Below are 24,090 nucleotides of genomic sequence, written 5' to 3'. Positions count from 1 at the left end.
TTCAGGCTACATTTGTAGTTATTTTTATATGTGAATTGTGAAAAATATTTACAAAGTTCATTTTCATGAAAATGCTATATTTTCACAAAATATCAATATCCACTATTTAAACATTAAGAAAAAAATAATATTATCTAATATTTAAAAAACTATTGACAACCTCCCCTCTGTAGTATATAATTTTACATGCTGATATAACACATAGTTTTCAGTTATTCAAATTTATATATACAATAATTCTAGGAGGAACATATTTTATGTTATCATTTTTAAAGCCTAAAGCTAAATCACATACAGTTCCTGCCGATAAAGTTATGCCAACTTATAAAAAATTAAGATTTATTTCTTTCCTTGGAGTATTCCTTGGATATATGGCATTCTATATTGTTAGAAATAACATCAGTTTATCGAGTAGTGATCTTAAAGCATCTTTAGGAATTTCTAAAACTCAAATGGGTGCAATCATGAGTTACATGTTACTTGCATATGGATTAAGTAAAGGATTCATGAGTAGTTTATCAGATAAAGCCGATCCAAAAAAATATATGGCTCTTGGACTTTTCCTTTGTGCATCTGTAAACTTAGCACTTGGAGTTAGTCACACTGTATTCTTAGTATCAATCTTAGTAATCTTACTAGGACTTTTCCAAGGTATGGGAGTTGGACCAGCATTCATCACACTTGCAAGCTGGTACCCTAAAAAAGAACGTGGTCGTATGACTGCTCTTTGGAACATCTCTCACAACATCGGTGGAGGAATCGTAGCAAGTATCGTTACATTAGGTTTCTTCATCTTTGGTAAAGAACACTGGAAATTAGCATACTACGTATTCCCAGCAATTATCGCTATTATCTTCGTTATCATCATCCTTGTTTTAGTTAAAGGAAAACCAGAAAACGAAGGTCTACCAACAATGGAAGAAATCACTGGTGAAACTCAAAAAGTAGAAGTAAAACACGTACCAGAAGAAGCTGCAAACTTAAGTGCAGGACAAATCTTCGTAAACTACGTATTAAAAAACAAACACGCTTGGTATGTATCTCTAGTTGATACATTCGTATACTTAATTCGTTTCGGATTAATCTCTTGGCTTCCAATCTACTTATTAGAAACTAAAGGATTCACAAAAGGACAAATGGGTATCGCCTTCACATTATTCGAGTGGGCTGCTATTCCATCAACACTTCTTGCTGGATACCTATCTGATAAAGTATTCAAAGGTTACCGTATGCCTCCAGCAATCGGTGCAATGGTTATCATTTTCTTCTGTCTAATCGGATATTGGGAAAGTACTTCTCTAGTATGGGTAATCGTATTTGCCAGCCTTTCTGGATGTCTAATCTATGTACCACAATTCTTAGCATCAGTTCAAACTATGGAAGTTGTTCCATCATTTGCTGTTGGTAACGCAGTTGGTCTAAGAGGATTCATGAGTTACATCGTGGGTGCTTCATTCGGTACTTGGTTCATCGGATTCGTTGTTGACCGTGTAGGATGGTCTGGAGGACTTTACGTTCTTCTATCATCTGCAGTTCTTTGTATCGTATTCGCAGTACTAAGTCACCGCGGAGCTAAAGAACTAGCACATAAATAATTAACAATTAAAAACATTAAAAAGCACTGAACAAAATCGTCCAGTGCTTTTTTTATTGTTAGGGGCTGATCCAAAAGTCCTAAATTTTAACAAAGTGTATATGAGAACTCATAGACGCAGTGGTTTATTGACATCTAAATTCGCTTTATAAAAGCTTTTTAGATATCTAATAAACTGTGCGGGGGTGACTCTAAAAAATCGATTTCTCCGAAACACGATTTTTGAGTCACTCCCTCTTACTTACGTATTACATAGTTTCCAATATTGTAATCTCGCGGATCTAATTCTATATCGTTTCCTAAAATTATATTCGCTACACTATAACCTATTATTGGACCTGTAGTTAAACCTGAAGAACCAAGTCCACTAATTGCATAAACATTTTTCAATGTTGGAACTTCACCAAAGAACGGAGAATAATCACTAGTATAAGCTCTAATTCCAACACGTTCATTTATTATCTGTGCATTTTTTAATTCACCTAAGAAGTTCTCCGCTTCTTTGCCAAAAGCATCAAGTTGCTGTTTATCAACAGTTAAATCAAAGCCCATATCATTTTCGTGTGTCGCTCCAACACTAACAACACCTTTTTCAAATGGAATAATATCCAATTCACCCTCAGGCATAATAACTGGATAAGAGCCTGTATTTTCATCAGAAACTTTATAATCCCTTAATTGCCCTTTTTGCGGACGAACATCAACATCAAAGCCAAGGGATTCTAATATATCTTTTAACCACGCACCTGTCGCAAGAACAACAGTATCAAAAAACTGTCCATTAATCTCGTACTTATCTTCCACAACCTTTAGACTAACTTTTTCTTTAACGACATTAGCTTTCGAGGCAGTAAGTAAGGTATTAACGAACCTCTCTCCCTCTACACGTCCACCACCACTCGCATACAGTACGTCTCCATTGCTGTTGAAACTAGGAATTATCTTTTGAACCTCTTCTTTTGAGATTATCTCTAAATTCCCTATCATCGGTGATAATTCTTTGCGACTTTCTGCAAGTTCTTTTAACTCAGATAGCTTATCTTCATTTTTTTTCAATAAATATACTCCACATTGCGAATAAAAGTCAGTATTATAGCCATCAGCTTCTAAATCTTTAACTAATTTCAAATAAAAATCCGCACCTAGTCTCGCCATCTTATACCAGGGTTTATTACGTCTTTTAGAAAACCATGGACTTATAATCCCAGCTGATGCTTTGGTAGCTTGACCAACGCCATAATCAAAAACTACTATTTCATTTTTTTGTTCTTTTGACAAATAATAAGCACATGTAGCTCCTACTATTCCCCCACCTACTACTGCTATTTTCATAAGATACCTCGCTTTTTTTAATAAATCTACTAATTAAAATTATAACTCAAAAAAATTACAGAGTAAACTTTAACTTTGAAATCAACTATAAAATCTACATTTCACAAAAATTTATCGCAAACAATAACTATAACACACGATAATATTTCTTTTACCAATCATCCTGTAAAATAGAGATATATTACAAGTTTCTCTCAAATAAATTTTATTCACACAACAAAATTTATTTCTAATTATCCCTCGTAAAAGTTTCACTTAGGGTAACTTTATATGAATAATGAAATATTTTTCTAATCAAAATTATTTTATAGACTTATATTGCATATCATATTATAATAGTACTTAAGTCAAACGACTATAAAATTATAATTTACAGGAGGTAAACTATGACTAAAATGAAATTAATACCAAGAAATGAAGTCGAAGAGAAATATACTTGGGATATGACTCTTCTATATAAGACTGATGAAGATTTTAAAGCGAGCCTTGCAAATATTAAAAAAGAAATCTTAGATTTCAAGGCTACTTACGAAGGAAAATTAACGGATCACGCTACTTTAGATACTGCCGTTAAAAAATACGAAGAACTTTATGAAGAATATTATAAGCTATCTCACTATGCGGAATTACCAATGGCAGTGGATAGATTTAATGACAATGTAGTACAAAATGTAACACTATTTGAAGATGTTTCTACTTTATGGGCAGGGAATTTAAGTTTCTTCGACACTGAACTTGTAGAACTAGATGAACAATTCATTAAAGATTTCGTGAAAAACCATCGTCCCGATTTAGAATATTACTTCGAAAAAATCGTTCAGGAGAAAAAACATACACTATCAAAAGAAGCTGAACAAGTAATCGCAAACTATGAGAGTCTTCCTGGTTACTACAATCTATATGAGGTAACTAAGCACGAAGATATGCAATTCGACAGCTTTGAAGCAAACGGAAAAACTTTCGAAAATAGCTTCGTACTATACGAAAACTTACACGAAATGGATAACGATACTGAAGTGCGCCGTAATGCTGCGAAAAGTTTTTATAAAACATTAAATGCTTATAAAAACACTTCAGCAAACGAGTATATTTCACAAATCAAAAAAGAAAAAATGCTTGCTACAATGCGTGGTTATGATAGTGTTATCGACTACCTATTAGCCGCTCAAGATGGTAACCGCGAACTATATGATCGTCAAATCCGTACTCTTATGACAGATTTAGCACCCCATATTCGACGTTACATTAAACTTCTAGCTCGCGAGCACAAAATTGAAGATATGCAGTTTGCTGATTGCAAAATCAATCTTGACCCTGATTTCGAAGTTGATATGACTATCGACGAATCTCGTTCTTACCTTAAAAAAGCACTTGGGGTTCTTGGTGAAGACTACGTTAAAATGATTGATGAAAGTTATGACAAACGTTGGACTGACTTCCCTCAAAATATTGGGAAAAGCACTGGTGGATTCTGCGCAACAGTTCCTAATGTAGCTGGATTTATCCTACTTTCTTGGACTGGAAAAATGAATGAAGTTTTCGTTCTTGCTCACGAGCTTGGGCATGCGTATCACTTCATGAGTACAGGAAAACACCAAACAATGTTAAACAACGATTGCCCACTTTACTTCGTTGAGGCACCATCAACTTGTAACGAAGTTATCGTATCTAACTACCTACTAAAAACTAACACTGATGCTCGTTTCAAACGTTGGGTTATCAGCAATATGATTAGTAGAACATACTTCCACAATATGGTAACACATTACTTAGAAGCTGTTTATCAAGATAGAATCTACAAAATGGTAGATAACAATGAAATGCTAACTGCTGATGTTCTTTCTGAAGTAAAACGCAACGTTATGGAAGAGTTCTTCGGAGATAGTTTAGTAGTTAATGAAGGTGCAGAGCTTACTTGGATGAGACAACCTCACTACTACATGGGACTATATCCATACACTTACTCTGCAGGATTAACAATCGGTACAGCTATCGCTAATAAGATTGATAATGACAGTTCTTATGCCGACACTTGGTTAAATGTTCTTTCTAAAGGAAGCAGCATGTCAGCACTAGATCTTTCTAAACTTGCAGGTTGTGATGTAAGTACTGATGAACCACTAAAAGAAGCTATCACTTATGTTGGTCACCTAGTAGATGAACTTTACAACTTAACAGATGAATTAAATAAATAAGGAGTGACTCAAAAATCGTTATTTCGTAGAAATCGATTTTGTCGAGTCACCCTCGCACAGTTTATTAGATATCTAAAAAGCTTTTATAAAGCGAATTTAGATATCAATAAACCACTGCGTCTATGAGTTCTCATATGAACTTTGTTAAATTTTAGGACTTTTGAGGCAGCCTTTAATCTTAATCTTAAATTCTATTTCATTCTATCTAACTTATCGAAACAGGCTTTTTCACATTCTATAACTGCACTGCGAAAATTCTTTTCTTCTAAAACTCTCACAGCTTCGACAGTGCTTCCGCTCGGTGAACATACGTCATCTTTTAACTTACCTGGGTGCTCTTTAGTTTCGAACACCATCTTCGCAGCACCCAAAACTGTACTTGCTGCAAGTCTATAGGCGACATCACGTTTTAATCCATTTAACACAGCTCCATCAGCTAATGCTTCTATAAATAAATATCCATACGCAGGACCTGAACCACTTAAAGCTGTTAAAGCAGCCATGTCTTTTTCCAATATTTCCTCGGCAATACCTAAATTATTTAAGGGGTCTAATACTAATATTTTTTCTTCAGCTGCCACTAAAGAATTAAATGTAACACCCACTACACCACTCCCTATTTTTACGGGTGTATTCGGCATAATTCTAACTATTTTAGTCCCTGGAAGTTTCTTTTCTAAATCATTTATTTAGACAGCTGCAGCCATTGAAATAACAATCTTATTCTTCAAACTAAGGATCACTTCATCCAGCGTTGTTCCTATAATAAAACCATTATCATAAACGTAATCTTCACACACATAAATAATATTTTCCTTGCGAGTTTATGGCTAAATTTATAAAATTATGATATGATAAATAGAAATATATAGAATACATACTTCTGTATTATTCTTTTTATAATATATTAAATCTTTTTTAAAAGGAGAACTATCAATGCGGTATATTGGAAATAAATCATCCATACTAAATGATATTTATGAATTATTTGAAGAAAAGAATCTTTTAAATAAGGACTTAATTCTATTTGATGCCTTTTGTGGAACTGGATCAGTTTCTGATTATTTTAAGAAAAATTTCAAAATAATTATTAACGATAATTTAAATTGGGCAACAACTTATGCTAAAGGAAAATTAATAGCAAATAATTGTACTTTCGAAAAACTTGGAGTCAATCCATTCTCATACCTTAACAACAACACTGAAATAAGAAAAGGTTTTATATATAAGAATTACACTCCTGCTAACTCAAATAGAATGTATTTTTCTGAATATAACGGAGGCCGAATTGATTACTTCAGATGGCAAATAGAATATTGGAAGGTAAACCAAAAAATCTCACAAGATGAATATTTATATTTACTGTCTTCATTGGTTGAATCTGTCTCAAAAGTATCAAATACAGCAGGAGTTTATGGTGCATTTTTAAAAAAATGGGATACTAGAGCTCTTAAAGAAATAAAATTCGAGGCAGTTGAAAGTAGCAATGGTAATCCCATATCTGTAAAAGTATTTTGTGATAAAATAGAAAATATTGTTCAAGACATCCACTGCGATATCCTTTATCTTGATCCACCATACACCCAAAATCAATATGGCACTCAATACCACTTATTAGAAACACTTGTTTTATATGATGCCCCAGAAGTAAGCAGGGTTACTGGTTCTCGACCTACAGCTCCTATGCGTTCAGACTGGTCAAAAGATATTAAATCTCATATTTTATTCGATAAATTAATAGCAAAAACAAAAGCAAAATACATTATTTTTAGCTATAATACTGATGGTTTTATGTCAAAGGAATATATAGAATCTGTTTTAAAAAGATATGGCAAGAAAGAGACCTATACTTTTAAAAAAATACCTTATAAAAAATACAAAAACTGGAAATCTAAAAAATCAGATCAACACTATGAATATCTATTTTTCATTGAAAAAAAGAAAGATAATGATATAGTTTATGAATCCCCCTTAAATTATATAGGAAGTAAATTTAAAATAATACCTAAGATGAAAGAATACCTTCCTAAAAACTATAACACTTTTTGGGATATCTTTGGAGGAGGAGGTAATGTAGGAGGTAATATAAATAATCACAAGGTTGTTTATAACGATTTAAATTATATGGTGACTGAATTAATCTCTTCTTTCAAATTTAATGATACATACAAATATATAAAACTTATAAAAAAACAAATAAAAGATTTCAAACTTGAAAAAGGTAACAAAGAAGCTTTTTTAAATGCTAGACAATACTATAATAACTTACCTATCAATAAACGAAAACCTGAATTTTTATACATTTTGATAATGTACGGATTCCAGCAGCAGATAAGATTCAATAGTTCGTATGAATTTAACAACCCACCTGGCATACGTTGGTTCAATGACAAAATACTAGAAAAACTGATTAGTTTTTCTAGGCATATTAAAGAAATTGATTATCATTTTATTTGTAAGGATTATATAGAATTAAAAGAACAAATAAAAAAAAATGATTTGGTGTATCTAGATCCTCCATACAAATTAACCACAGGAAGCTATAATGATGGTAAACGTGGATTTAAAGGTTGGAACGATGAATTAGAAGCCGAAATGTTTGATTTTTTAAATCAAATTAATAGTTCTGGAATTAAGTTTATGCTTTCATATGTAGAAGAACATAAAGGAGAACGAAATCACTCCTTGTTAAATTGGATAGAAAATAATAATTATACAAAATTAAACTTAGGAGATGTTTCAGGCATCTCAGGAAAAAAAAGGAAAGAAATATTGGTGATAAATTATGAACTATAAAAAACCATCATTTTTTATAAAAAATAATTTCCAAAAATCAAAACAAACAAAAATATATTTTCGTGATATTCTAAATGATTCTATCCTTAAAGATATTTGTTATAAGATTACTGGAAAAACCGAATTTGATGTCCAATACGTTGATAACTCATACCAAGAAAACGGACTAGAGCAAGGTTATAATAAAGGAAGATTAATTATCCTTCTTTTCGATGGATATATAAATTATATCTCTGTTTCTGAAAAACATATAGGAGGAAGAAATTCTAGTACTCAAAGTGTTTCTACCGCCTACAATATGTTCTACAATAATAAATCATCCAATAAAAAACTTTATTATTATTTTTTACATGACAGCGGTAATGCTTCAACAGAATATCAATTATTGTTTTATAGGTTAATGAAAACTATAGGTTTTGAATTTTTAAATGATAAGGAAAAAATAGAGACTCATATTAGCCCCTTCTTATCAATTGAAGATATTATGTATGCAAAAAAACATAATTCAAATAAGAACAAAAGTAATAACTCATCTTACATTACAAAAAGTAGTATGATTAGCTATGATATTTACGGTAAAACATACGGAGCAAACAAATATGAAACTACTATGATTTGTTATGCAATTTCTAAACTGGCAAATAATAATCAAAAAATTACTTTATATGAGATGTTAGAAGGTAATCTGAAAGAACTACCAAAATCTTCATTAGATATAATTAATTCAATGAACAAAATAACAATCGTACCTACTGATTTGCAATTAGAAAAGAAAATTTTAGAAAATAAAACTAACATTAGGTCCCCTAAATATATATATAATCTACTAGAGAAACTTGGACCAAAAAAATGTGCATGTTGCAATTGTGAAATTCCAGAGATAATCCAAGGAGCACATATCTACCCTATCGCTAAAATCAAAAATAACCCTATGTGGTCACTCAATCAAAAAATTGAACATGCTACAAATGCCGATAATGGCATATGGTTGTGTGAAAACCACCACAAACTCTATGATCAAGGTATTCTTATTATATCTAATTCTGGCTACATAAAATTCAAAGATAATCTCTCTAATAAATACAAATCTTATCTAAATGAGATAACAACAATAAAATCATTAGATCAAACAATAATGACAGAGTCTCTCATTAATTATTTAAAACTGCGTAATTCTGTATACTAATAGTTTTTTTATTTTATTAGTACAACTGTACTACACTCAGAAACTATATGGGTTTAATTAAAAATATTATTTTTCTAGTTGAACCCTATTTCATTCTATCTAACTTATCGAAACAGGCTTTTTCACATTCTATAACTGCGCTGCGAAAATTCTTTTCTTCTAAAACTCTCACAGCTTCGATAGTGCTTCCGCTCGGTGAACATACATCATCTTTTAACTTACCTGGGTGCTCTTTAGTTTCTAACACCATCTTCGCCGCCCCCAAAACTGTACTTGCTGCAAGTCTATAGGCGACATCACGTTTTAAACCATTTAGAACAGCACCATCAGCTAAAGCCTCTATAAATAAATACACATAAGCAGGACCTGAACCACTCAAAGCTATTAAAGCAGCCATATTTTTTTCTAATATTTCCTCAGAAATACCTAAATTATTTAGTAAGTCTAGTACTAATAATTTCTCAGAGTCATTTACTAAAGAATTAAACGTAACCCCTATTACACCCATGCCTACTTTCACTGGTGTATTCGGCATAATTCTAACTATTTTAGTCTCTGGAATTTTCTTTTCTAAATCATTTATTTCGACAGCTGCAGCCATTGAAATAACAATCTTATCCTTCAAACTAAGGCTCACTTCATCCAGCACTGTTCCTACTAAATATGGTTTTACTCCTAAAAATACTATATCACTATTTTCTACAACTTCTTCTAGACTCTTACAGAATACAGCACCTGTTTCTTCAGCAACATTTCTAGTACTTTCATCCGAAGAATTTCTCACAAAGACATCCATACTACTAACTTTACCACTTCGAAGTAGTCCTTCTAATATAGCTTTTCCCATATTTCCTACACCGATAAAACCTAATTTCATACATATTCCTCCTAAGTATTCGTTAATAACATTATACTATAATCCAAACCCTTATGTCCTAGACAAGTTCAATCACAACTATTTCAATAAAAATTTAACTATGTTATACTTTTATAACAAGCAGTTATTCAAAGGAGTTTTATATGCATAGCAGTTGGAATGAAGTAATAAAAAATTATCCAAAAATAGATGAACTTAATAAATTGATAGAAAAAATAGATAAACAACGTCTTACTACAACAATCTACCCTCCAAAAGAACAAGTTTTTAGAGTTTTCGACTTAGCATTAGAAGATATCAAAGTCGTAATATTAGGGCAGGATCCCTATCATAATCCCAACCAGGCTTGCGGATTAAGCTTTTCGGTCAATGATGACGTCCCACTTCCAAAAAGTCTTATAAATATTTACAAAGAGCTTCATGATGACTTAGGTATAAATCCAGCAAAAACAGGAAATCTCGAATCTTGGTTTAATCAAGGTGTGTTTCTACTTAACGCGGTTCTTACTGTTGAAAAAAATTCTCCTGCGAGCCATAGTAAAATGGGATGGGAAAATTTTACGGATTACATAATTGAAACTATTTCTGAAAAAAATGAAAATGTAGTCTTTGTTTTATGGGGAACTTACGCAAGAAGTAAAAATAGATTAATTGATTCTTCAAAACATATGATTATTGAATCAGCACACCCGAGTCCATTATCTGCATACAGAGGCTTTTTCGGAAGTAAAGTCTTCTCTCAAATCAATGATTATTTAGAGTTGCACAATAGAAAAACTATAAACTTTGAATTAAAAATGAAAACAAATGAGCAAATTTCATTTTTTTAAAAAACTTTAAAAATTTTAAGTATATTTTAAGTACAAGGTTTATAATAATTACCTAAACAAAAGTAATGAAATTTCATTCTTAACGACACTTGTCGTTTCTCCCTTTTAAGTTTGAAATTATTTTTGTTTAAACCAATATTTCGGTTAATTCTTTATGATATTAACAGATAATAAAACTTTTTAATTTTTTTCATAATGTGGCTTGTCGCTCCCTAGGCAAGCCATTCTCCCTTTTAAAGAGTTAAAAAACTCTTTTGTTATTTGTATATAAGATTAGATATAAACAAGCAAGTAATTGCTTAGAACTTAATTTAGTTCACCAAAAAACGTGTTCCCCAAACACGTTTTTTTATTATATTTTAAAACAAAAAATCTCAGACATTTTGTCTGAGATCTTTTGTCTATTATGCTGCTCTTCTATACCCTGCTTTTTGGGCTGCTTCTTCTGAATTGAAAACTAATAAATTAGTAGCAGCGACATTATTATAAGAAGGGTGTGCTGGGGTATAGTAGTAACCACTCTTTTTACTAGCTCTAACTATGACTTTTCTAGGTTGTTGTACCTGCTGTTGATTTTGAGATATTTGAACAACTTCTTTTTTCTCACTATCACTCTCATTTGTTCTTTTTTTCGATGGAGGTGGTGGGGCTATCTGTTGTTCTTTATTCTCTGTTGAATTTTCTTCTTTTTTCTCTTCAGAAGATTGTTCCTCTACTTTTTTATCACGTTCTTCTTTTCTCTCTTGGAAAGTTTTTCTTTGTTCTTCCTTTTTAGCATCACTAAAATGATTAGTCATTAACATTGTTAACATCATAACAAGTGCACTTACAGTACCCAAGACAACTTTTTTCAAACGTGTTTTTCGTTGGATAAGTTTTACAATAGGCGGGCACAATAACACAAGACTTAGTACAAACACAACAATAGCATAGCCAATGCCGTGAGTAAACACCATACTAAGTGATATTATCATAAATACTAAAAAGATAAACCACAAAATAACTTGTCCATGTTCTTTCATGAATTTATTCACAATATTTCTCCTTAAAAATAATCACTTACCTATTTTAACACTTTCTTAGCTAATAGACAATTATTTTTATAAATAACTATATTTTCTATAGAATTTGTTAATTCCCTAAGTAAATTCCAGTTCAAAGTAAACCTGGAATTTAAACTGAAACTTATATTGGGAATTCAACTCTTATATAATTTACACCTTTTTAGACTTAGTTGACTCAAAAATTCTATTTTTTAAACTACAGAAATTCATAGCCTCAGCGATTTATTAATATCTAAATTCACTTTTTAATCACCTAATATACTTTGCGAAGTAACACTCCAAACTCGATTTCTAGAAAATTACGTTTTTTGATTCACTCCCTAAAATTATTTCCTAGAAACAACCATAGAGATACCTTGACCTCCACCTATGCAAAGAGAACATAGCCCTTTTTCTTTATTGTCTTTAATTAGTGCATGTACTAATGTAACTAAGATACGACACCCGCTCGCTCCTATTGGATGTCCTAGTGCTATTGCACCACCACGCGTATTAACCTTAGTCGGATCTAGGTTTAATAGACGTGTTACAGCTATAGATTGCGCTGCGAAGGCTTCGTTCATTTCGAATAAATCAATATCTTCAATATTTAAATTTAATTTTTCTAGAACTTTTTGTGTTGCAGGTACTGGTCCTAACCCCATTACCTTATTATCTAGACCTGTTGAAGCGTAACCTTCAATGTAACAAAGGACATCTAAACCTAATTCTTTAGCACATTTTTCACTCATTAAAATAACACAAGCAGCTCCATCGTTAATACCCGACGCATTCCCTGCTGTTACAGTTCCGTCTTTTTTAAAAGATGGTCTCAGCTTAGCTAGACTTTCTAAGCTACTATTAGCACGGACATATTCATCCACATCAAAGGTAATCTCCTCACGTCTTGTTTTAATAATTATCGGAGCAATTTCCTCAGAAAATAGATTATTCTCGATTGCTAAGACTGCCTTTTTTTGACTCGCTAGAGCAAATTCATCTTGTTCTTCTCTTGTAATACCATATTGCTCTGCGATATTTTCGGCAGTAATACCCATGTGATAATTCTCAAAAGCATCAGTCAGACCGTCATTAATTATAGTATCTTCTAATTCAAAGCTACCAAGTTTTTGACCAAAACGAGCATTTTTCGTATAATGTGGTGCTGCACTCATATTCTCTACTCCGCCACAAACTACGATATCATTGTCCCCTACCATAATAGATTGAACTCCAAGCACAACACTCTTTAATCCTGAGCCACAAACTTTATTGACAACAAAGGCACTTTTCTCTTTTGGAATACCTGCATTAACTGCGATTTGTCTAGCTATATTTTGACCAAGACCAGTCTGCAATACATTACCGAATATAATTTCATCAACAAGATGTGGATCAAGATTTATACTTTCTAATGCTTGTTGTACAAGATCTCCACCAATTTTCGCAGCAGAAGCATCTTTTAAACTTCCTCCGAAACTTCCTATAGCAGTTCTTTTAGCACTTACAATAGCAACTCTATTCATGTTTTTTATCTCCTAAATTTACTTTACTAGTATATTTTACTATAAAAATCACGCTTCTTCAAATAATGTTATAACACTAGACTGATTCTAAAAATTACACCACTGTAATATTTATTAAACAGTCCTGTAATATAAATGTAATATTTTTGTAATAAAAGATTGTTTTTTGTAACTTATAGATGTATAATATAAGTATAAAGAAGTTATACAAAAAGAAGGTGGAGAATATGAACAAACTTCTAAAAACAACAGGTGTATTTATTTTAGGAATAGGGCTTATGACTGGTTGTACAGATAAGGTAGCACAAAAAATTGATAACAATAATAATAATAGTATAACTAGCGAAGTAACAACCACTGAAGAAACACCGACTTCTTTAGCTAATCTACAAAAAGAAGTTGAAAATACTAAACAAGAAAGTACAAATTTTATTAATAGAAAAAATACACCTCATGTGGTGACTCCTACTAGACAAAACACTACAATCCGAGACACTACTCAAACTAGAAAACATGACCTAGCTAAAGCTGGAGAGATTTTACAACCTATGGCATACGGAATGTTAAATCTAAAAGGCAGCAGTACTGCCAATGTAGTGAGATTCATCGCTAGTAACGATGGTAGCGATAGTGTAGTAAAACAAATGACATTAACTAAAGTTTTAGACTTACTAAATACATACAATGCACAAACATTTCATAAACAAGACGTACTACAAAGATTACAAAATGATAAAGAAATTGAATTTGTTCAATTAAATAATAAGGTTACTGATTTCAGCAAACAAAACTTAGAAAAATTGATGAATCATAAAAATAAAGTAGTATACTTCGCAAAAGATCAAGTATTCTTAGCTAAAAGTGATATAGGATATGGAGGGGCTACTGATGCAATCTTCATGCCGGTGGAAAAATGGGTTATTAAAGGAGATAGAGTTCTTATTCCATACGAAAACATTGCTACTAGAAAACCTGTAGGCATGATGACACTTCGCTTAAACAATAAAAACTACGAAAGCGGAGCAAATAGAACAATGTATTACGTAGAAAAATTCGAATTATATTAAAAGAACAAGGCATTGATTCAAAAGTCCCAAAATTTAACAAAGTTCATATGAGAACTCATAGACGCAGTGGTTTATTGGCATCTAAATTCGCTTTATAAAAGCTTTTCAGGTATCAATAAACTTTACGGGAGTGACTCACGATTTTTGAGTCACTCCCGTTTTCATTATTTTATTTACTATATTTCTCTACTATTTTCTTAGCACTAGCTAAGTTCATGTGTTTTTCTTTTCTAAGTTCTTCTACGATTAATTCAATATTATCATTAGTAGCTCCAGCTAAAATCGCTAAAGATTTCGCATGCAATTTCATATGACCTTTTTGAATTCCATCTCCTACCAACGCTTTTAGCGCTGCTAGATTCTGGGCTAATCCGACAGAAACAAGTATACTCGCTAATGTTTTCGCATCTGGATTATTTAATAATCCTCTGGCTACTTTTACAGTTGGATTTATTCCGATAGATCCACCTACACTAGCAACCGGCATCGGTAACGTGATTTCTCCTACAAGAACCTTAGCCTCTTCATCACAATACCATGTAGAAAGTCCTTTGTACTTACCATCTTTAGCTGCATAGCTTTGACATGCCGCTTCTATAGCTCGCCAATCATTCCCACTCGCTATTACAACACTATCAATACCATTGAAGATACCTTTGTTGTGAGTTGCTGCACGATAAACATCAGCTTTAGCAAACTTACTAGCCAGTTCAATTCTTTTCGCAAGATACTCTCCATTTTCTCCTAAATTTTCGAATGGAATAGCACATTTCGCTGTAACAAGTGAACGTGTCGCATAATTCGATAAAATCGCCATTAAAGCTACACCTTCAGTCAATGATTCTAATGAAACTTTAAGCGCCTCTAGCATAGTATTTAACATATTTGCCCCCATCGCCTCTAAAGTGTCAACGATAAGGTAAACAACTACGAAATCTATTCCATCTTCTGATAGAACTTTAACCTCGATATCACAAGCACCTCCACCACGAGCCACGATAGACGGATAAGCTTCATCCGCTGTTTTTAAAAGCAAATCTTTACTTTGTAAAATACGTTTCACAGCTTCATCAGTATCCGCTATGTTATATAAAGCTACATGCCCTACCATCTTCCTATCTAGTACTTCTGTTTTAAAACCACCAGACTTCGCAACGATTTTCCCAGCATTACTACAAGCAGCAACTACCGATGGTTCTTCCGTAACGAATGGCACCACATACTCTTTATTATCAACGACAAAATTTGGTACAACGCTAAAAGGTAGCGAGAACGTTCCTATTACATTCTCAACCATATTATTAGCCATATCAAAGCCTAAAACTTCATTATTTTTTAAAACAGAAAGATATTCTTCACTTAAAATACCAGCTTGTTCTATAACCTCTAAGCGTTCATTAATATTTTTTTTATAAAATCCACTCCAAATTTTTCCCATGATTTCCTCTATTAAAATTGTTTTTTATATACTCGCTTATGATTTTCTATTTTTTCTAAGACAAATCTGCTTTCATCTTTAATATCAGAAATATCTAAGTTTCCTTCGTTGTCAACTGTAGTATCTCTGAAGAACATTTTTTCGTATTCATCTATTGAAATACGTGTTCTCTTATCGAAATCATCAAAACGATTATTTCTTAATTGATCTTTATAACCCTCTACTAAAGTTAAACTGAACACTTCCGCAACAGCTCCACTTCCATAACTGTATAAACCAATCTTGTTCCCTGCTTCTAATGTGTTATTATTTTCAAGTAGTGATAATAAACCTAAGAATAAAGAGCCTGTATATATATTACCTACACGTTGACTGTATAAAATAGACTCATTAAAACGAGCAAGTAATTCTTCTTTCTTCTCTTCTTCAGCTTGTTCTAATAATAGAGTTAAACCTTTTAATCCTAATTTAGGATATGGGAGGTGTAAACATACCGCTGAGAAGTCATTAAGGCTTTGTTTAGTTTTTTCAATATATCTATTCCAAGTAGTTGTTAAACAATCAAGGTATTGTTCAGTAGAAAATCTTCCTTCTACAAAAGCATATTGTGAATAGTTTGGACGCCAGAAGTCCATAACATCACGAGTTAAACAAACATTATCATTGTTGAACTCTAAAATTCTTGGATTACTGCTTACTAACATAGCGCAACTTCCTGCACCTTGTGTAGATTCTCCAGAAGATTTAATACCGTATTTCGCAATATCACTAGCGATAACCAGTACTTTTGACTCTGGGTTATTCATAACATGATTTTTAGCGAAATCTAAGGCAGCAGTTGCTCCGTAGCATGCTTCTTTAACTTCAATAGCGCGCACAAATGGTTGAATATCTAATAGCCCATGAATAAATACTGAAGAAGCCTTACTTTGGTCAACTCCAGACTCAGTCCCTACGATAATCATATCAATTTTTTCTAAATCATCTTTGTCTAGTATATCATATGCAGCTTGTGCTCCAAGAGTTACTATATCTTGAGACACAGGAGGAATACTCATTTCAAGTTGTAATAAACCTTTAGTGAATTTATCAGGTTCAATTCCTCGAGCTGTTGCTAAATCTCGAATATCTAAATAGTAATTCGGCATTGCAAAACCAATCTTATCAATTCCTATTTTCATTATCTAATTCCTTTCGATTAATTTCGAATCATTTATCTTCAAAAATTTCCAACTATATTATACTATTAAACTCTTAAAAATTAAAGTCTAATAACCATAATCTTTCTTTCATTGTTAAAACTTTCTATATAGATACTATTGTATAAGATTTTTCGAAAATAGTCCACAGATAGCCTTAAAAAGCGATAAAACTTAGAATATATCTTTTGTAAAACAGATAAACACATCATAAAACTAGCAACACAATTATCATTTATATTTCGTTAATTTCTAAATTTAATAATTACCTCATCTCGTCTTCAAAAGTTTCCCTCCCTTACTCCTTTAATTAATATCATTACCATGTTTGAAAAATAGTTTTTTTTTATAAAAAAATTTTTTTGTAAGCATTTTTGTTGTTTATTTTTAATATTTTTCTTATAATAGTTATATATTGATTAAAAAACCCTTGGAGGATTATTACTATGACATTTAAATTACCTGAATTACCTTACGGATTCGATTACTTAGAACCAGTTATCGACGCTAAAACTATGGAAATTCACCACGACAAACACCACGCTGCTTACGTTAACAACTTAAACGCAGCTTTAGAAAAACACCCAGAATTCGAAGCTAACTGTATCTGTGGTCTATTAAAAAACATCGATAGCGTTCCTGCTGACATCCGTCAAGCTGTTATCAACAATGGTGGTGGACACCACAACCACAGCCTATTCTGGCAATCACTAACTAAAGCTGATTCTTCTGAATTCGCTGGATTAGTTAAAGAAAAAGTTGAAGCTGAACTTGGTGGATACGAAGAGTTCGTTAAGAGTTTCTCAGCTGCAGCTGCTACAAGATTCGGTAGTGGTTGGGCATGGCTTGCTTTAGATAAAGAAGGTAAATTAGTTGTTACTTCTACAGCTAACCAAGACTCTCCATACTTAACAGGTCTTACTCCAATTCTTGGATTAGACGTTTGGGAGCACGCTTACTACCTAAACTACCAAAACCGTCGTCCAGACTACATTAAAGAATTCTTCCGTGTTGTAAACTGGGATTTCGTTAACGAACGCCTAGCTAAACACTTAGAAAAATTAGGTAAATAATTACATAGATAAAAAAGCTATCACATGATGGCTTTTTTATTTTTTATCGAATGATATTCCTTAAGCGACACTTATCTTATCTTTTTTTCAACCTAATTTAATGACAATTTAAACTACATATTGTATAATGAAAGGCACTCTGTTAGGGCTGACCCAAAAGTCCTAAATTTTAAAAAAGTATATATGATAACTCATAGACGCAGTGGTTTATTGATATCTAAATTCGCTTTATAAAAGCTTTTTAGATATCTAATAAACTGTGCGGGGGTGACTCAATAAAATCTTGTTTCTTAAGAAATCATAATTTTTGAGTCACTCCCTTACATTTGTTATTAAATAGTTTGAAGGAGAATTAATATTGAATAATTGGAAATTTATCGCTGGTTTTATCGGGATATTCGCAGTATATGAGATACTCGTATTCCTGATGTGGCTAGGCTTAAAATGGATGATCTCACCTTATGTTCCCCCTAAGGTTAAATTAGCTATTGGTATATCGCTATTTATCGTTGCTAACTTTTCTATCGTAGCTTATATGCTAAGATTAGATGCACCTTGGGTAAACTACGGAAACATTTGGTACTTCTACTTCCTAAATGGTGCTGTCATAGGTGTTATTTTATTGGTCGCTAAGTTATTACTGAAAATCTTTAAATTAAATCTTTCTCAAGGAACTAGTTTAAGCATAACAGCTCTATATTTATTAGGTATGACTGCTTTGGGACTATTTTGGGCATACTCACCTACTGTGATTAATAAAACTATCAAAGTAGATAAACATCTTAATACCCCTGTTAAAATTGCTATGGTCTCTGATCTTCATCTTGGAACATTTTTCTCAAATCCACAACTTGAAAAACTTAACAAGATTGTTAATGAAGAGAAGCCAGATGCTGTAGTTATCGCAGGAGACCTTATGGACGATGATATGGTTATGTACAAAAAGCGTAATATGCAAGAAAATCTTAGCAAGTTAAAAGCTCCTCTAGGAGTTTATACGACTATGGGAAATCACGACCGTGACGCACTAGAAATAGTAAACGAAGTTAAAAAAACAGGAATAATCCCACTATTTGATGAAAGTATTGCTATTAATAATGATGTTACCTTGGTTGGGCGTAAAGATAAAAGTGTCAGTCGCGATAGACTTGATACAGCTGAACTGCTTAAGAGTGTTGATTTAAGTAAGACTATCGTTCTTGTGGATCATCAGCCTGATGCTGTTGATTATCACTCTACCTTACCTATAGATGTTCAACTTTCTGGGCATACTCACCGCGGACAACTATGGCCGTTAAACTTCATCACAGATGTAGTTTATACCCTAGATCATGGCTACGCTAAAATTAATGGTAAACATTTCTTCACTTCTGCGGGTTATGGTTTCTGGGGACCACCTTTTAAAACTTCAGCCCGTAGTGAAGTTTGGATGATTACAATCGAAGGAAAATAAATAATATAAAATACCCCAAAAGTTAGTGTATTCTAACTCTTGGGGTTGAATTTTATTCACATTTTCGAATACTATTGTTTAACCTCATCTTTGATGCTTTCCCATAATTCTTTTGCTTGTACTATATCTAAATCATAGCGCTCTCTGATAATTTTAATATTTGCAATATCACCAACATCTGGATTAACAACTGCTTTTATATCAGAATATTTACTAGAAATTAATTCTTTAACTTCTAATGCACGTCTGTTTGAAGCTTCTTCTTTTACAGCTTCCCATAGTGCTTTTGCATCATAAAGTACTAGATCTGTATATCTATCTCTTATCATTTTAATATTGTGAATATCTCCTTTAGTAGCATCGACTACTGAAAGTACTTCTTCTCTATTACTATCTTTCATAAGTTCATTAAATTTTTCTTTACTAACTTTTTGTTTTTCTGCCCATTCTTCTTTTGACTTACTGTTTCTAGTTGAGAAGAACATAAAAATCGCTATTGCTAAAATAATAATTAATGCTATCTTCATAATTAAATTCCTTTGCTTCTTTTTACAATTTCTATTAATTTTTTCGCATCTTTTCCATTTAAAAAGTATGCTTTTCTTAATGCTGCAATGTTAAACGCATCATCTTGACTTAAGTTTATAACCTTTTCTAATTCTTTTTTATAAGCTGGACTTTGTAGTCTTTCAAATGCTTCTTTGCTCTTTTCATCACGCTTTTTTATCTTATCTCTTGCATTAGAAATCATCGCATAGACAAATATAAATCCTAGCATAATGTACAATATATTCATGTTCATCGTAATTACTTCCTTTTTTATTCTTTATAAATATTATATAGGTTTTATAGGTGCTTGTAAACATTTTAATTAACTTATTTATCGCTCATTCCTTCTAAAAATTGATTTTTCTACTATAATTTGTTATGATTAAGTGTACTTTAGTTAAAGGATTATTGAATAATGAAATTTTTAACAAATATTAACGATGAAAAATATACTGAATTTATAAAAAATCACAAACATGGTAATATGATGCAAGCTATCGAGTGGTCTCACATTAAAAACACATGGGAGGCTATAAGAGTAGCTGTCGCAGATAAAAATGACAATATTGTAGCGGCTGTTCAGATTCTAACTCGTCAAGGATTATGGTATGCACCACGTGGTCCAATTCTTGATTATACTAATACTGAGCTACTTAATTTCTTTTTAACTAACCTTAAAAAATTTGCCAAAGACAAAGGTGCTAAAATGGTTAAATTAGATATCCCTACCGCGGTAAAAGATGAGAAGTTAGCGGTATTTAAGGATTTTGAGGTAGATAGAGAGAACAACACTCTTATAAAAGTATTCAAGGAGAATGGCTATAAACACAAAGGTTTTAGCCTTGATATGAGTAGCACTATTCAACCACGTTTTAACACAGTTACGAAACTTGAACAGGAAGTCCCTGATCTTTTTCCAAAAGATACACGTCGCTTAATTCGTGATGCAGAGAAAAAATTCGTTGAAGTTAGACGTTGTGGTAAAGAGAATCTTGATGACTTTCTTTTCGCCCTAGCTTGTACCGAAAAAAGAAAAAACATCTCTCTTCGTGGGCGTGAATATTTCGAAAACTTACTAGATACTTTTGGGGACAATGCCTTATTATACATTTCATATATAAATGTAGAAAAAGCTGTAAATGAATGCCATTCTAGAAAAGAAACTATTGAAGCTGAAATTGAAGCTCTTGGAGAAAAATCACCGAAGAAAAAACGTACTCTTCTTGAGCAAGTAGCCGGAATTGAAAAGCTAATCGTTCTATTTGATAGCTTAGAGATAGAAGATAAAAGCAAGGATCAAGTTATAAGTGCTGCGATTACTATCGCTTATGGTAACCACGCAGAAATTATTTACGCTGGTATGAATGAGGATTTCGCAAAACTTCCTGCCCAGTATAAAGTCTTTTCTGATACAATGAAAAAAGCCCAGGAAATGGGTGTTAAAGAAGTTTCTATGGGTGGAATCGAAGGAGATTTAAACGACAGTCTACTTGGTTTTAAATCAAAATTCGCTCCAAATATCGTAGAATACTACGGAGAGTTCGATTTAGTAATCTCTCACGTATTCAATTTAATGTACAACTACGGATTACCACTAAGAAGAAAAATATTAAAACTAATCAAAAGATAAAAAAACAAGTCTGTAAATCATTATGGTTTACAGACTGTTTGTTTATTTTAATCTATTATTTTAATATATGTAAAAAGAAAATTATTATTATAATTTCCAAGTAATTTTGTTCATTATCCATCCAAATATAACTGCAACAGCTGCAATAATAAAGATTATATGTAATCCTTGATATGAGTGTTCTATACTGTTAATGCCATTAACTTGGCTAGCATATACTAAACCATAGATTGATGCCATAAGAGTTTGGCCCAATGTTCTTAATAATAAGCTAAAAGTAGTCGCTATATTAAGTTGTTCTTTAGGTACAACTTCTTGGAATGCTACTTGTGCTGATGGGAAAATCAAACCATGGCCAAGTCCAAGGAAAGCACCACTAATCGAAATATAGTAATAAGAAACACCTATTGGAGCAAAGGCCATCATAAATACTGAAACAGCCATCGCCATAAAACCTATATTTATAAGTTTTTCAAACGACCATTTACTTATAAATTTAGCAGAAAATCTCGTTGCTAACATAACTGCGATAGAACTAAAAATCTGTGTCCCACCTGCCATAGTTGCACTAGTTCCTAATACAACCTGCGCCCACATTGGAGCGTAAATACTATATCCGATGGCAAAAGCATAGACCAACACCATAATTAAGTTTTTCGTAATGTAAGACATATTCTTTAACAGACTGATTGGCAGAATCGGTTCTGTTTCCTTTTTTTCCCACTTCCATAGCATATAACCACTAACAATAACAAACATTGCCAGTAAACTATTCATAAATATATTAAGCTTCGGAAGATTACTAATCCAATAAAGAATAACTCCCGAAATAATCACTAACAACCCACTACCAATGTAATCAACTCTTGGTTTTTGTGAAATTACAGTTTCCTTATAAAAAATTTGAATTAATACTAAAGAAACTACTGAAAATGGAACAAGGCTAAAAAATATCCAAGACCACCCTAATACATCAACTACAAAACCTCCAGCAATAGGACCTAAAATACTTGCCACACCATAGAAGGCTGTTACCCATCCTAAGGCAACCGCTCTTTCTTTCGCATCAGGGAAAAGCTTAGCATATATTACAAAAGGAATAGAAATCATTCCTCCTATACCAATACCCATTAATCCTCTAGCAAATACCATCATCCAGATATTTACAGAAAATCCTCCTAAGATAGAAGCTATTATGAAGATTAAGATTGATAATTGAAATGCTTTTTTATTACCTATTACTTCTCCAAGCTTACCCCAAAGAACCGTTGTCATAGCTATAAAAAATAATAACATGGAAGTTAATAAACCTAATTGATTTATACCATTTAAATCCTTAATAATTTGCGGTAATGCAGTATTCAACATTGTTGTATCAAGTCCACCTATAAAATTAGCTAAAAGCAAAGCTATCATAGATAAACGTTTTTGAATTTTCGTCATTGTATTTCCTTTCAATTCTTTTCAATTTATTTTCAACACATTTATTTATTATATACTATTTTTTCTATTTTCGAAAGATTAAGAATACATAATAGGGAGCGACTCAAAAATCGTGATTTCGTAGAAATCGATCTTGTCGAGTCACTCCTTAAGCTACATTAAAACAGTAGAGTTTTAAAAATGATACCTCACATATAAATTAAAAGAGCTGAACTCCTTTGTGATTTCATTGAAATCATAACTACTGAGTCAGCTCTTTTTGTATTATATTTTTTTAACGAATTCAGATTTTAGTTTCATAGCTCCGAAACCATCAATTTTACAATCGATGTTGTGATCTCCATCAACTAATCTGATGTTTTTAACGCGAGTTCCTTGTTTTAATGTAGAAGAACTACCTTTAACTTTTAAATCTTTAATTACAGAAACTGTATCTCCATCTTGAAGTACGTTGCCGTTAGCATCGCGGTAGACTTTTTCCTCTTCTACTCCACTAGCATCTTCTGGTGACCATTCATGAGCACACATAGGACACACTAGCATATTTCCATCTTCATAAGTATATTCACTTTTGCATTCTGGACAATTAGGTAATGTCATTTTTTCCCTCCATAAAATTTCAAATTTGTACAAAGGATATTATACCATAATGAGAAACAATGTCAAAATAATATCAAAAAATATGTATTAGAACTTTGATGCAATAATAATTCTAACAAAATATCTATTCCCTAAAATTTTTTTGAAAAATTGTCTACTTTTGTAGGCAAACTACTTGAAATTTAGAAATAGAAGGAGTAAAATATGTATTAAAGAGTTAATCACATTATATTTATTGCGATTATTCTAAATTATAAAT

General features: G+C 32.1%; 20 protein-coding genes. 9 read left to right on the top strand and 11 right to left on the bottom strand.

Annotation, left to right across the window (positions count from 1 at the left end; genetic code table 11):
• The first annotated feature begins 257 nt into the window (after positions 1-257).
• Positions 258-1,595 carry an MFS transporter gene (locus tag ACO6OL_RS00540; protein WP_314159813.1) on the top strand — a complete coding sequence of 446 codons (1,338 nt, stop codon included), beginning with the start codon at positions 258-260 and terminating at the stop codon, positions 1,593-1,595.
• 236 nt (positions 1,596-1,831) lie between these two features.
• Here the strand turns inward: ACO6OL_RS00540 and ACO6OL_RS00535 are convergent, their stop codons facing one another.
• A complete protein-coding gene (locus tag ACO6OL_RS00535; protein ID WP_485501772.1) occupies positions 1,832-2,926 on the bottom strand; it encodes an NAD(P)/FAD-dependent oxidoreductase in 1,095 nt (364 codons plus the stop codon).
• Positions 2,927-3,312: 386 nt separating this feature from the next.
• On the opposite strand from ACO6OL_RS00535, the gene pepF reads away from it, so the two are divergent.
• Complete coding sequence (gene pepF, locus ACO6OL_RS00530; RefSeq protein ID WP_485501771.1) at positions 3,313-5,121, top strand: oligoendopeptidase F; 1,809 nt, start codon at positions 3,313-3,315, stop codon at positions 5,119-5,121.
• A 191-nt stretch (positions 5,122-5,312) separates the two neighbouring features.
• Here pepF and ACO6OL_RS00525 read toward each other — a convergent pair whose 3' ends face one another.
• Complete coding sequence (locus ACO6OL_RS00525) at positions 5,313-5,762, bottom strand: pyrroline-5-carboxylate reductase family protein (protein ID WP_485501770.1); 450 nt, start codon at positions 5,760-5,762, stop codon at positions 5,313-5,315.
• A 295-nt stretch (positions 5,763-6,057) separates the two neighbouring features.
• Between ACO6OL_RS00525 and ACO6OL_RS00520 the strand changes: the two genes are divergently transcribed.
• Together ACO6OL_RS00520 and ACO6OL_RS00515 are read left to right on the top strand one after the other, a co-directional pair.
• Positions 6,058-7,917, top strand: a complete 1,860-nt coding sequence (locus ACO6OL_RS00520; protein ID WP_485501769.1) for a Dam family site-specific DNA-(adenine-N6)-methyltransferase — start codon at positions 6,058-6,060, stop codon at positions 7,915-7,917.
• Positions 7,907-9,103: an HNH endonuclease gene (locus ACO6OL_RS00515; RefSeq protein WP_485501768.1), complete on the top strand. Its 1,197-nt coding sequence runs from the start codon at positions 7,907-7,909 to the stop codon at positions 9,101-9,103. The genes ACO6OL_RS00520 and ACO6OL_RS00515 overlap by 11 nt, the downstream gene beginning before the upstream one ends.
• Before the next feature lie 85 nt (positions 9,104-9,188).
• On the opposite strand, the gene proC is transcribed toward ACO6OL_RS00515, so the two are convergent.
• Complete coding sequence (proC, locus tag ACO6OL_RS00510; protein ID WP_485501767.1) at positions 9,189-9,980, bottom strand: pyrroline-5-carboxylate reductase; 792 nt, start codon at positions 9,978-9,980, stop codon at positions 9,189-9,191.
• Positions 9,981-10,123: 143 nt separating this feature from the next.
• Between proC and ung the strand changes: the two genes are divergently transcribed.
• Complete coding sequence (ung, locus tag ACO6OL_RS00505) at positions 10,124-10,810, top strand: uracil-DNA glycosylase (RefSeq protein ID WP_485501766.1); 687 nt, start codon at positions 10,124-10,126, stop codon at positions 10,808-10,810.
• Between the two features lie 404 nt (positions 10,811-11,214).
• Here the strand turns inward: ung and ACO6OL_RS00500 are convergent, their stop codons facing one another.
• A complete protein-coding gene (locus tag ACO6OL_RS00500) occupies positions 11,215-11,844 on the bottom strand; it encodes a sunset domain-containing protein (RefSeq protein WP_485501765.1) in 630 nt (209 codons plus the stop codon).
• 356 nt (positions 11,845-12,200) lie between these two features.
• A complete protein-coding gene (locus ACO6OL_RS00495; protein ID WP_485501764.1) occupies positions 12,201-13,379 on the bottom strand; it encodes an acetyl-CoA C-acetyltransferase in 1,179 nt (392 codons plus the stop codon).
• A 227-nt stretch (positions 13,380-13,606) separates the two neighbouring features.
• On the opposite strand from ACO6OL_RS00495, the gene ACO6OL_RS00490 reads away from it, so the two are divergent.
• Complete coding sequence (locus ACO6OL_RS00490; protein WP_485501763.1) at positions 13,607-14,446, top strand: hypothetical protein; 840 nt, start codon at positions 13,607-13,609, stop codon at positions 14,444-14,446.
• 169 nt (positions 14,447-14,615) lie between these two features.
• On the opposite strand, the gene ACO6OL_RS00485 is transcribed toward ACO6OL_RS00490, so the two are convergent.
• Entirely contained in the window at positions 14,616-15,884 is a 1,269-nt protein-coding gene (locus ACO6OL_RS00485) for a hydroxymethylglutaryl-CoA reductase, degradative (protein WP_485501762.1), read from the bottom strand.
• Positions 15,885-15,895: 11 nt separating this feature from the next.
• Complete coding sequence (locus tag ACO6OL_RS00480) at positions 15,896-17,065, bottom strand: hydroxymethylglutaryl-CoA synthase (protein ID WP_485501761.1); 1,170 nt, start codon at positions 17,063-17,065, stop codon at positions 15,896-15,898.
• A 464-nt stretch (positions 17,066-17,529) separates the two neighbouring features.
• Here ACO6OL_RS00480 and ACO6OL_RS00475 point away from each other — a divergent pair, with 464 nt between their 5' ends.
• A complete protein-coding gene (locus ACO6OL_RS00475; protein ID WP_060914609.1) occupies positions 17,530-18,156 on the top strand; it encodes a superoxide dismutase in 627 nt (208 codons plus the stop codon).
• Positions 18,157-18,514: 358 nt separating this feature from the next.
• Positions 18,515-19,609 (top strand): metallophosphoesterase, encoded by a 1,095-nt coding sequence (locus ACO6OL_RS00470; RefSeq protein ID WP_485501760.1) that lies wholly within the window; start codon positions 18,515-18,517, stop codon positions 19,607-19,609.
• Positions 19,610-19,680: 71 nt separating this feature from the next.
• Here ACO6OL_RS00470 and ACO6OL_RS00465 read toward each other — a convergent pair whose 3' ends face one another.
• Both ACO6OL_RS00465 and ACO6OL_RS00460 read right to left on the bottom strand, forming a co-directional pair.
• Positions 19,681-20,136 carry a hypothetical protein gene (locus tag ACO6OL_RS00465; RefSeq protein ID WP_485501759.1) on the bottom strand — a complete coding sequence of 152 codons (456 nt, stop codon included), beginning with the start codon at positions 20,134-20,136 and terminating at the stop codon, positions 19,681-19,683.
• A 2-nt stretch (positions 20,137-20,138) separates the two neighbouring features.
• Entirely contained in the window at positions 20,139-20,411 is a 273-nt protein-coding gene (locus tag ACO6OL_RS00460) for a hypothetical protein (protein ID WP_485501758.1), read from the bottom strand.
• Between the two features lie 162 nt (positions 20,412-20,573).
• Here ACO6OL_RS00460 and ACO6OL_RS00455 point away from each other — a divergent pair, with 162 nt between their 5' ends.
• Positions 20,574-21,788 (top strand): lipid II:glycine glycyltransferase FemX, encoded by a 1,215-nt coding sequence (locus ACO6OL_RS00455; protein WP_485501757.1) that lies wholly within the window; start codon positions 20,574-20,576, stop codon positions 21,786-21,788.
• 87 nt (positions 21,789-21,875) lie between these two features.
• Here the strand turns inward: ACO6OL_RS00455 and ACO6OL_RS00450 are convergent, their stop codons facing one another.
• Positions 21,876-23,231, bottom strand: coding sequence for an MFS transporter (locus ACO6OL_RS00450; protein ID WP_485501756.1), 1,356 nt, complete (start codon positions 23,229-23,231; stop codon positions 21,876-21,878).
• A 264-nt stretch (positions 23,232-23,495) separates the two neighbouring features.
• The gene (locus tag ACO6OL_RS00445) at positions 23,496-23,831 is read right to left on the bottom strand and encodes a zinc ribbon domain-containing protein YjdM (RefSeq protein ID WP_485480771.1); all 336 of its coding nucleotides are present in this window, start codon (positions 23,829-23,831) and stop codon (positions 23,496-23,498) included.
• Positions 23,832-24,090 lie beyond the last annotated feature (259 nt).

The sequence above is a fragment of the Gemella sp. genome, assembly GCF_057272915.1.
Note: the sequence above shows the minus strand (reverse complement) of the source record. Positions and strands in the feature narration are given on the sequence as shown.